Genomic DNA, 10,317 nt, shown 5'->3' on the forward strand with positions numbered 1-10,317 from the left:
TCGATCGCAAATCCGGGCGCGGGCGGTGCCGCGAGGCTGCAAGGCCCGTCGCACGGGGCTTGACGGTGGTCGACAGTGCTTGAAACCAGTGACTTAATAACCTCCCGTAATAACGGTATTTCAAACTTGCATTGAAATCGTTATCAAGATGGAAGGCGACGGTAATCCCGTCCCGGTCGCGCAACAACATTTCGGGCCGAAATATCGACCAAATCAGCCACGGTCGTTAAGTGGCGACGAGACGAACTGCTAATCTTCATACGCGGCGACTCACGCGTTTCCGGTCGGCTCCACGGGTCGTTGGCAGCCGTTTCGCGCGAGCGTGGAAGGGGGATGTATGAGCACTCGAAGGCCATCTCTGCTGCGGCGACGTCCATCGCAACGCCGTCATGCAAGCGTGCGAATTTCATTTGCCATCGTCATTTCGCTGACCGGACTTTCCATGACGCACGTCGCGTACGCGGCGGGTACCCTGCCGCAAGGCGGGCATTTCGTCGCCGGCTCGGGAAGCATCACTCAGAACGATGCCGGCATGAGCATCACGCAAGCGGGCTCGCGCGGCATCATCGAATGGAACAGTTTTTCGATCGGATCGTGCCGCACGGTGTCGATCAACAACGGCACGGGCGCGACACTCAATCGCGTGACGGGTAACGATGTGTCGGCGATCTACGGCACGCTGAAGGGCACCGGCAGCATCTACCTCGTCAATCCGCATGGTGTGCTCATCGGGCCAGGCGGCGTGGTGTCGACGGGAGGGCGTTTCGTCGCGTCGACGCTCGACGTCCCCAACGACGTCTTTCTCAACCCGCCCGGGTTCGGTGGCTCGGCTTACACAGGCAGTTCCACGGCGGATGTAGTCAATCTCGGCAAGATCAGTTCGTCGGGTGGGGACGTGTTCCTGATATCGGCCAGCAAGGTCACGAACGCAGGGACGATCGATGCGCCGAACGGCAATGCCGAACTCGTCGCAGGCCGTCAGGTCCGGCTCTTCGACGGCAACTTTCAACAAGTCTTCGTGGAGGTGGGAAGCGGCGGCACGGTGACGAACTCAGGCACGGTACAGGCGGCGATCATCAACGTGCAGGCGGCCGACGGCAATATCTTCGCGCTCGCGGGTCATTCGGGCGCCCTGCGCGCCACCGGCACCGCGACGCGCGACGGCCACGTCTGGCTCGTCGCGAACACCACCGTCAACGGGGTCGTCGTCAACTCCGGCAACGTCGATGCGCGCGGGGCGCAGATCAGCGCGCGTAACGCGGACGGCAGCGGCGGCACGCTCGACATGTCCGGCAAGGACGTCAAGGTCGGCGGCGCGGAGGTGCGGGCGAAAGCATGGAACATCACCACGGGGGACTTCACCGCGGACGTCCCGACCGCCAACACGCTCGGCGCAAGTCTGAGCAACGGCGCATCCATCTCCGTGCTCGCGAACGGCGCGGACGGCAAGCTCGGGGCGACCGGCGAGGGAGACATCGCGATCGAAGCGAGCGTGCGCTGGCACGGAGCCTCCTCCCTGACGCTCGACGCGGCGCACTCGCTGACGATCGCACCGCAGGCGACCATCGCCAATAGGGGCACAGGCTCGCTCACGCTGTCCGCCGACACCTATGGTTTCGACAACGGCGGCAGTCTGACCAACCAGGGCACGGTCGACTGGTCGCGAAGCATGGGCATCGTCACCGGTCTGTACGACATGAACGGCAGCTACACGCCCGGCACGGTGTACACCAACGTATCGTGGCACCCCGCGCCGTTTACTGGGCTCGTCACGCAGTTCACGGCCTATCAGCTCGTCAACTCCATGACGGACCTGAGCGCAGTGAATAACGACCTCTCCGGCAACTATGCGTTGGGCAGCAGGGGGCTGGAATTCGCGGGTGCGCCGGAGTTCGGAGGCATCGGCACCGCCGCGAATCCGTTCACCGGTCAGTTCGACGGCATGGGGCATCTCCCCGCGGATCTGCGTCTCTCAAGCACGGCCGATACCGGACTCTTCGGCGTGATCGGCAAGAGCGGCGTCGTGCGCAATTTCACGCTCGCGGAAGGCACCGCGACGTCCTCGGGAGAAACGGTCGGCTTGCTGGCCGGCATCAACTACGGATACATGGTGAACGTCGGCGCAACGGGCGCCATCGGTGCCCCGGGCAACACGAGCACAGTGGCCGGCGGTCTGGTCGGCGAGAACTTTGGGCGCATCGAGCGCTCGTGGGCGGGCGTAAACATCATCGGCGTGGGTCAGATCGGTGGGCTGGTCGGGCTCAACGATGGCCGCATCGATCAGTCTTTCGCGATCGCCCCCGCATCGGGTGGTGCGCAAAGCACGGTCGGCGGACTCGTCGGCACGAACCATGGCGCCATCACCCGATCGTATGCCTACGAATTCCTGAACGGCGGCGCGACTGTCGGCGGACTTGTCGGCAGCAATACGGGCTTCATCCGCCAGTCGTATGCCGCGTCCAGGCTCACGGCGGGCGCGAACTCGACGGAGGGCGGTATCGCGGGCACCAACAGCGGCCGGATCGCGGCGAACGTGTTCTGGAACAGCCAATCGTCAGGGGCGGCGGCGGGTGTCGGTTCGGGCACGGCGGTGGCCAGTTCGAGCGGACTCACGGACATCCAGTTGCTCGAGCCGGCGAGCTTCGGTCCGACGTGGGATTTCAGCGCGAACGGCACGTGGGTCGCGGGATATCCGGGGCCTCAGTTGCGCTGGCTGGCAGGGCACTGACATCGAGGGTCCGACAGAACCCGGCGCGGGCGCACTCGGCCTTCGGTGCCGCGATCACGATGCAAGCCGGATTCAGCGGTTTGACGACTGTTCGCGCAGGTAGGCCTGCGCTTCCGCCTCCGTCTCATAGACATAAGGTGACAGCCCGCGCCGCGTAAGGGCGCCACCCAGCTTGGCGCGCATGAAAGCGCTGGTAGTGAAGCGCGTTACGCCGACATAGTAGCGCTGCACCATATCCTCGACCATTTCGACGTACGCGTCCTCCAGCGCGGGGTCCAACACGAAACCCTCGTAGTTCACCACTGCATAAACCTTGTGGTCCAGTGGTTCGCAGACGCGGCATACCTGAGCCCGGATCGCCGCGATGTCGTCGGGACGCTTCACCTCGAGGCGCGCGAAATTGAGAAACATGATGTTCTTGTCGTCGTCGTAGATGAAGCGCGCTTCCAGCGGCAGTCGCAAAACATTCGAGCGCAGGCCCATCGGTTCAGGCAGGAAAATCCGCTCGTCCATCTGCGTCGGCGAACGCAGGATCGGTGCGAAGTCCATCCTGGCCAGAATATCGCGCTCCAGATCGACGCCCGGTGCAATCTCGATGAGTTCCATGCCCTCGGCGCCCAGCTCGAACACGCAACGCTCGGTGATGTAGAGGACCGGCTTGCCCATTGCCGCCGCATACGGGCCAGAGAACGTGCGATGCTCGACTTCCTCGATGAATTTCCTGGCCGTGCCGTCACGGTGGATATGCAGCTTGCCGTCGACGACCGAAATCTGGCTGTGGCCCGCCATGAAAGTGCCGACGAACACGACTTTCCTGGCATTCTGGCTGATGTTGATGAAGCCTCCGGCGCCGGGCAGGCGCGGCCCGAATCTCGACACATTGAGGTTTCCCATGCGATCGGCCTGGGCGAGGCCAAGAAAGGCGACGTCGAGCCCGCCGCCGTCATAGAAATCGAACTGGGCGGGCTGATCGATGATCGCCTGCGCATTGGTCGCCGCGCCGAAGTTCAAGCCTCCCGCCGGAATGCCGCCGATGACGCCGGGCTCGGTGGTCAGCGTCATCAGGTCGAGGATCCTTTCCTCGTTGGCGACGCTGGCGATGCCTTCGGGCATGCCGATCCCGAGATTCACCACGCTGTTTGGCTGGAGTTCCATTGCCGCGCGTCGCGCGACCACCTTGCGCTCACTCATCGGCATCGGCGCCACACTGCTCGCGGGGACCCGGATTTCGCCGGCGTACGCCGGACTGTATGGTGTGGCAAAGGTCTGCTGGTGGTTCTCGGGCGGCGCCAGCACGACGCAATCGACCAGCACGCCGGGGATCTTGACCTGTCGCGGATTGAGCGAGCCGCTTTCGGCGATGCGCTCCACCTGGACGATCACGAGGCCGCGGCAGTTGTGCGCGGCCATGGCGATCGCGAGAGCCTCCAGTGTCAGGGCTTCGCGCTCCATCGTCACATTGCCTTCCGGGTCGGCAGTGGTGCCGCGCACGATCGCGACGTTGATCGGGAAGGCCTTGTAGAACAGATATTCCTCGTCGCCGATCCGCATCAACTCGACCAGATTCTCGGTGGTGCGCTCGTTCAGTTTGCCTCCACCGAAGCGCGGATCGACGAAGGTGCCGAGGCCGACCCGGGAGAGATGGCCCGGCTTTCCGGCCGCAATGTCGCGAAACAGGTGGCTGATCACGCCCTGCGGCAGGTTATACGCCTCGATCTGGTTATCCACCGCAAGCTGCTGTAGCTTCGGCACGAGGCCCCAGTGTCCGCCGATGACGCGCTTGACGAGTCCCGGCGTCGCCAGGTGGTTCAGTCCGCGTTCCTTGCCGTCTCCCTGGCCGGCCGCATAGACTAGCGTGAGGTTGGCGGGCTTTGGGAGGGTGACTAACGTATCCTCGTCATGCGCCGTACAGAGTTCCTCGATGGCAATGGCGATGTCTTCGGCGAAGCCGATGCCGACGAAGCCACCCGTCGCGACCGTATCGCCGTCGCGGATCAGGCGCACGGCATCGCGCGCCGACGCCACTTTGCCGGACGAACGGGAAAGGATGGCCGGTGAAAGCGCCCCCGCGGTTGATTGCGTGCTCACGTTTCACCTCGCCTGATTCGAGCGCGACTTTCTAATAGGCGCCACCGGTATCAATGGTCAGATGGAGCATGTCGTCCTCGAGAATCCTGATGAAATGCTCGTCCTCCTGCAGGAGTTCCTCCAGCACGTCACTGTCGGAAAGCACGCCGATGACGCGCCCGGATTCGATCACAGGCAGGTGCCGGATCCGCCGGGTATGCATCGACGCGAGGCATTGATCGCAGGTATGCTCGGGCGTCACATAAAGCACCTGGGTGGTCATGATGTCGCCAACCCTGGTGTTCGCGGCGTTGCGGCCAAGCACCTCGACCTTGCGGGCGTAGTCGCGCTGAGACAAAACGCCAACCAGATTGCTGCCCTGCAGCACCAGCACCGTCGTCACGTCCTTGTCGGCCATCAACTGCAACGCGTTCAGCACCGTGTCGTCGGGGCCCACTGAGATAACCTCCCGAGGGTTCCCGGACAGAATTTGCCGTGCTGTCTTTCTCTCCTTTTTCATGACCGCCTCCAGACAGAAAGGGGAGCATGTACGGACTACGCTTGATCAAAGCGAAATCAAAGCGGAATCGGAATACGATCGTCCAGACCCAGCCAAGGCTGGCGATCTTTTCTCATTCGTTGAATTGCAGTGTAGATCGCTTGACCTGAGTCGAACGAACATTTTCCGTTCCGGCGCTACGCCACTCGGTGAGTCGAAGCGACGAGGCACCTGCCGCACGAGCGCGCCTTGCCCATTCGCAAGCGTCCGGCGCTAACTGTCGCCTCACCACCGCAGTCGCACCGGCAAACCCACAATCCATCGCCAGCGTACCGCTCGGTCGTCAGCTGGCCGAAAACCTCGCCGCTCTTCAGCGCAGGTGAGCCCGGTCGCGACCGCCACACGCTGCGCTGCTCACGGCAGCCGCAATCACGCACTGCACCGCTCTCTACCGTCTGCAGGGCGGAAGTCACATGGCCGCCGCATCGGCATCGCCAGAGCCACACGTCTGCGCCGCAATATTGAAGCGCGACGAGATCGCCAAAGGCGCGACCAGTGACATCGCGACTTGGCGGAAAGGGCCATCGAGGCTGCAAGGGGCGGCGGGTACGTTTGTTCACAGCAAGCAAAATGGGGTGCGGCGTCGCGTTCTCAAGCATACCTGCGCCTTTGATTCGGCGCGGGTCGACGCTTCGATCAGTTTATTGCCGTTGTGTGGTATTGCTCACACTTTGTTGCAATTTGCTGCAGGCGGCTAGAGTGCCCGCCCGGCAAGGCTTAGCGGCTCGCGGCGAAACGCGGATACGGTTCCGCTTCCCACGCCAGGGTGAAGATTTCAAACGCTGAACCGTTAAAGGACTCAACCAGTGGGGAACACACACCATGAAGATTGAATCCAGCAATTTTCCGCTCGCGGCTTCGCAGAACGGTCCGCAACGCGCAACGATCAACAGCGATGCGAAGGATGCCGTCGAGTCCGCGCACCAGGTCAGCGCTGCCGCCGCGCAGAATTCGACGGTTAATCTCTCATCAGTGTCCGCGATGCACACGTCCAGCGATTCGGATAGCGACACGGCGAAGGTCGAGTCGATCAAGGGCGCCCTGCGTGACGGCAGCTACAAGGTCGATTCCGGAAAGATCGCCGACGGCATGCTAAGCACCGCGCGCGACCTGCTGCAAACGACTACTCGCTGACCGGCGGCTGAACGTAGCAACACCGACGGCGGATAAGCGACGCAGGCGCCAGCGCTGACAGCCGTGAAGGCGAGTCATTGGCTTCATTGTCGGTCCGCGTTCGAGGTGGCGGCACGCCTCAAAGCAGTCCATGAAGACTCGCACGGCGTGATTGGCCGGCCGGGGGCCGGCCCGCCATGCTTACTGGACGCCCTGTTTCGCTTCGTCGCGCCAGTAGTGTTGCTGGTTCCACCCAAGAAGGCGCTTGAGCTTCTCGTTGCTGAGCAGGGTCTCGAACTCGCCGAGTTGCTTTTTGAGCGGCACGCCGGGGTAGTAGCGTCGGAGCAGTTCCGCGGTAGGTACGTCGGACGACACGTCGTCGGCCGCGACATTCATGACCTGAAAGCCGAGGCCGTCCTTTTCGATGGCAAGCCGGCACGCGCTCGCGAGATCGCGCCCGTCGATATAGCTCCACGCAATCCTCTTGCGCAGTGCTGGATCCTTGAGCCACGCCGGAAACTTCGCGTAGTCGTTGGGTTCGAGCACGTTGCCAATACGAAAGCAGTAAATGTCAGAGCCGGTGCGCGCGTGGAACGCCTTCGCCGTCACTTCGTTGATCACCTTCGACGTCGCGTAGCTGTCCATCGGGTTCACCGGGTATTCCTCGTCGAGCGGGAAGTACTCTGGACTGCGATCCCGGTGCGCGAACACCATACCGTATGTGGTTTCGCTCGATGCCACGATCACCTTGCGGATGCCAAGCTTCGACGCTGTGTCGAGGATGTTGTACGTGCCCATCACGTTGATCCGGTAGACCTCGTTGTCGGGCGTGATCATGATGCGAGGGATCGCCGCAAAATGCACAATCGCGTCGATCGGCTTTGGTTCGAGGTCGTCGGCGAATTCTCCCGGCGCGGTGCTCGATGCCAGCGCATTGAATACCTGGCCCGCATCGGTGATGTCCGTAATCAACGTGCGCGCCGTGCGCGCCGCCATCGGCACGCGGTCAAGATTCATCACCTCGTAGCCGTGCTCGACCAGGTTCTGGACTACCCATTTTCCGGCCAGGCCGCTGCCGCCGGTCACGATCACTCGCTTCGTCATGTGCTCCTCTTCTCCTGTTTTCCTACATGTTTTAGCGCTTTTCCGCGCGTGTCGCGCGGCCTCATTCCATCATAGGATCGTTGCGCTCCGTGTCCTTGATTCGGCAGTAACAGTTCTGATGTTGAGTCGTGCGGCTCCAACTGGCCGGCCTCCGCCCGATGCGCCCGGCTGGAGACGACGTTCAGGCGTTGATCCAGGCTCGCGCCTGTTCCAGCTCGTTGACGTGGAACGCCTTGATTTCAGCCTTTGTGAAGAACCGCACCAAATGCATCGAGGCGCGAATCCAGCCCGCGTCGGCCACCACGGCGGCGCGCGTGACCTTGCGGGCGACAGAGACGCCGAGCGTCAGGTCGGTCCATAGCGCCTTCGGCTCGATGCCGCTGAAATGCTCGATGCGTTCGAGCACGCGGGTCTTACCGTTCAGTTCAAGATCACCACGCATGCGCTCGATGGCTTCGCGCAGTTCGTGGTCGGTGATTTTGCCTTCGACGGATATTTCGATGACCGACGAATCGGGGACGGTGTGATACAGGATCATGGCAGGATCTCTAGCCAGAGAGACGTTACACGCTCAGGCACGGATGAGCCTGGCGTTCGACGGCGTACTCATGGTACCTCTTTCCATTCGCTCGGTTAGGTTACGAGCCGATCTTCCCCTGAGAGGCAGTCGAGGCCATCACGCTTGCGCCTTGCCGACAGGTTGATCTCACCCTCGATCGCATGGACCTCGTCGAAGCAGCCCAGATGATCCGCGATGGCCTGCGCATAACGCTGGTGCGTGGCGGTTGCAAGCACGAGCGCACGGCCGGCCGCGAGCCGCGCCTTCAGGCCCGCTTTGCCACCATGCAGCAGCCAGACCAGCAGTTGCCAGCAGCGCAGCGGCGAGGCTTTCAGATAGGCCTACACGCACTCGATCAGAACGTCGGAGCGCACCAGCGTGCCGTCGAGATCGACGACGAGCGGCCGGCCGCGGTACGGCATGATGGGCGCGTGGCTCACGACTGCGGCACGATCACGAACAGTTGGTAGGGACGCGCAGGCAACTCCCGTCCCCATGCGGTCTTGCTCACCTCGAGCGCAATCGGCGCTGCATGGCTTAGCGACGATGCCGTCGCGATGCAGCCCGAGTCGTCGCCACGGCACACAATCAGCGAGCCCTGGCGGGCGAAATCGGCGGATGTGAGCCAGGGCGTTGCCGCCGGCCAGTCGAGATCCCAGTAGCGGGCGCGGTCGCCGTCATAGAACACCATCGAAGCGGCCTCATGCGTCGAGCCCGCCACGATCGACAGCGGCTGGCTGGTGCGTTCGTGCCACACCGCCTGCGCGGCTGCCGCGAGTTCCGCGCGCGGCTCGGCCGCGTCGTCGGAATTGCGCCGCGCCCCTGTGTAGCCGACCACTGCCGATACCGCGAGCACCAGCGCCCAGTACGCCGCCATGACGCGTATGGCACGCTGCGGCGCGAACTCGAAGCGGGCTTGCACGAGCACGGCAAGCCAGAGCGGCACCATTGCGAACCACTGCGCCATGCCCCAGACCGAGGCCATCTGCGTCTTGCCGATCACGGACAGCAGGCCCACCGCGAACAGTGGCCCCAGCGCGAGCCACCAGAGATCCGGGTACGACGCGCTCCGAACAACGCTCAGCGCCATGAGCCGCGCAGCCCCGCGCGTGCGCACCATCAACAGCACGAAAACGAAACTGAGCGCGAGATAGCCGATCTGCGCGAGCGTGTAGATGCCAAAGCGCCCGACCGCGGCGAGAAGCGTGCCGCCGGTGCGTTGCGCGGCATACTCGAGCGTCGGGAAATGATTAACCATCATCCAGTGTACGTGCGGGGCCAGCACGGCGACTCCCGCCGCCACCGCGAGCAGCGAATCGACGCTGACGAGGCGCGCACGCCATGCGGGACGCGCGAGCAATGCCAGCAACAGCCCGAGCAGCAGCACGATCGTGAAGTACTTGCCCAGCACGGCAAGCGCCGCGCACGCCCCGAGACCGAGCGCCGCGCCGCTGCGCGCAAGGCGGCTGCCCGGCTGCACGTAGCGGACGAAAAAGTAGGCGGTCCACGGCCAGACCGACAGCAGGATCGAGTTCGGATTGAATTTGATGGCGAGATTCGAGTAAAGCGGCGAGACCGCCATCGCAAGCCCGGCGATGATCGCGATCTGGCGCGGCACGAAGCGCCCGGCGAGCGCGACGATTCCGGCCAGGCCGACCAGCACGTTCACCGCCGACAGCGCGAAATACGCGAGATCGGTGTGCGGGAACACGCTGAACCAGGCCGCTGCGACCCACGACGAAAGCGGCGGGTGCTTCGCGTAACCGGCCTGCCACTCGATGCCCCAGACATAGGTCTCGACCATGTCGCCCTGGATGTCGAGATTGCCGCGCGCGAGCCAGGCGGCCAGCGTCCAGACCAGCGCGTGGAAGGGGAGCAGCCAGCCGAGTGATGCGATGCGCGCGGCGGCAGGTTTGACGGAGGCTGAGGCGAGCGACGTGGGATTCGAAAGCTGGGTCGACATTGAACCTTTTGGTCTGAGTGCCGCCCTACCGGGCAGCGTTTTTGGCCCGGCATTGTAATATGAGCTTACGTAGGGAGAGTGCGATCCTGACAGACTACTTAGTCTCTAGTTCCAAGTGCAACACCTTGAATGAGGTAGGGTGTTGCGATGAAGAAGAACTACAAGCATTTGAGTGCGGAAGAACGCGCGGCGATCATGATCGAACATCAAAAGGGCGGCAGCAT

General features: G+C 63.3%; 8 protein-coding genes and 1 pseudogene. 3 read left to right on the forward strand and 6 right to left on the reverse strand.

Going from position 1 to position 10,317, the window contains the following annotated elements; all coding sequences use genetic code 11:
• The first annotated feature begins 337 nt into the window (after positions 1-337).
• Positions 338-2,728, forward strand: a complete 2,391-nt coding sequence (locus tag F6X37_RS26950) for a filamentous hemagglutinin N-terminal domain-containing protein (RefSeq protein ID WP_222944944.1) — start codon at positions 338-340, stop codon at positions 2,726-2,728.
• Between the two features lie 72 nt (positions 2,729-2,800).
• Here the strand turns inward: F6X37_RS26950 and F6X37_RS26955 are convergent, their stop codons facing one another.
• Both F6X37_RS26955 and F6X37_RS26960 read right to left on the reverse strand, forming a co-directional pair.
• Positions 2,801-4,816, reverse strand: coding sequence for an acyl CoA:acetate/3-ketoacid CoA transferase (locus tag F6X37_RS26955; protein ID WP_187613397.1), 2,016 nt, complete (start codon positions 4,814-4,816; stop codon positions 2,801-2,803).
• A 31-nt stretch (positions 4,817-4,847) separates the two neighbouring features.
• Positions 4,848-5,315, reverse strand: a complete 468-nt coding sequence (locus F6X37_RS26960; protein ID WP_184005654.1) for a CBS domain-containing protein — start codon at positions 5,313-5,315, stop codon at positions 4,848-4,850.
• Positions 5,316-5,767: 452 nt separating this feature from the next.
• Between F6X37_RS26960 and F6X37_RS26965 the strand changes: the two genes are divergently transcribed.
• Positions 5,768-6,052 carry a hypothetical protein gene (locus tag F6X37_RS26965; protein WP_143037293.1) on the forward strand — a complete coding sequence of 95 codons (285 nt, stop codon included), beginning with the start codon at positions 5,768-5,770 and terminating at the stop codon, positions 6,050-6,052.
• Positions 6,053-6,176: 124 nt separating this feature from the next.
• A complete protein-coding gene (flgM, locus tag F6X37_RS26970; protein ID WP_187613398.1) occupies positions 6,177-6,488 on the forward strand; it encodes a flagellar biosynthesis anti-sigma factor FlgM in 312 nt (103 codons plus the stop codon).
• 180 nt (positions 6,489-6,668) lie between these two features.
• On the opposite strand, the gene F6X37_RS26975 is transcribed toward flgM, so the two are convergent.
• From F6X37_RS26975 to F6X37_RS26990, 4 genes and pseudogenes are all read right to left on the reverse strand, one after another.
• Entirely contained in the window at positions 6,669-7,571 is a 903-nt protein-coding gene (locus tag F6X37_RS26975; protein ID WP_187613399.1) for an NAD-dependent epimerase/dehydratase family protein, read from the reverse strand.
• 181 nt (positions 7,572-7,752) lie between these two features.
• On the reverse strand, positions 7,753-8,109 hold the full coding sequence (locus tag F6X37_RS26980; protein WP_090810972.1) for an STAS/SEC14 domain-containing protein: 357 nt from the start codon (positions 8,107-8,109) through the stop codon (positions 7,753-7,755).
• A gap of 113 nt (positions 8,110-8,222) precedes the next feature.
• Positions 8,223-8,552 (reverse strand): annotated as a pseudogene (locus F6X37_RS37145) (hypothetical protein); the annotation flags it as partial.
• Between the two features lie 14 nt (positions 8,553-8,566).
• Positions 8,567-10,093 (reverse strand): glycosyltransferase family 39 protein, encoded by a 1,527-nt coding sequence (locus F6X37_RS26990; RefSeq protein ID WP_187613400.1) that lies wholly within the window; start codon positions 10,091-10,093, stop codon positions 8,567-8,569.
• Positions 10,094-10,317 lie beyond the last annotated feature (224 nt).

The organism is Paraburkholderia sp. 31.1, assembly GCF_014397645.1.
Lineage (GTDB): Bacteria > Pseudomonadota > Gammaproteobacteria > Burkholderiales > Burkholderiaceae > Paraburkholderia > Paraburkholderia tuberum.

Coding starts and splice junctions, on each gene's coding strand:
- F6X37_RS26975 (WP_187613399.1), bottom strand. CDS start 7,571: ATGACGAAGCGAGTGATCGTGACCGGCGGCAGCGGCCTGGCCGGAAAA.
- F6X37_RS26950 (WP_222944944.1), top strand. CDS start 338: ATGAGCACTCGAAGGCCATCTCTGCTGCGGCGACGTCCATCGCAACGC.
- F6X37_RS26980 (WP_090810972.1), bottom strand. CDS start 8,109: ATGATCCTGTATCACACCGTCCCCGATTCGTCGGTCATCGAAATATCC.
- F6X37_RS26990 (WP_187613400.1), bottom strand. CDS start 10,093: ATGTCGACCCAGCTTTCGAATCCCACGTCGCTCGCCTCAGCCTCCGTC.
- flgM (WP_187613398.1), top strand. CDS start 6,177: ATGAAGATTGAATCCAGCAATTTTCCGCTCGCGGCTTCGCAGAACGGT.
- F6X37_RS26965 (WP_143037293.1), top strand. CDS start 5,768: ATGGCCGCCGCATCGGCATCGCCAGAGCCACACGTCTGCGCCGCAATA.
- F6X37_RS26960 (WP_184005654.1), bottom strand. CDS start 5,315: ATGAAAAAGGAGAGAAAGACAGCACGGCAAATTCTGTCCGGGAACCCT.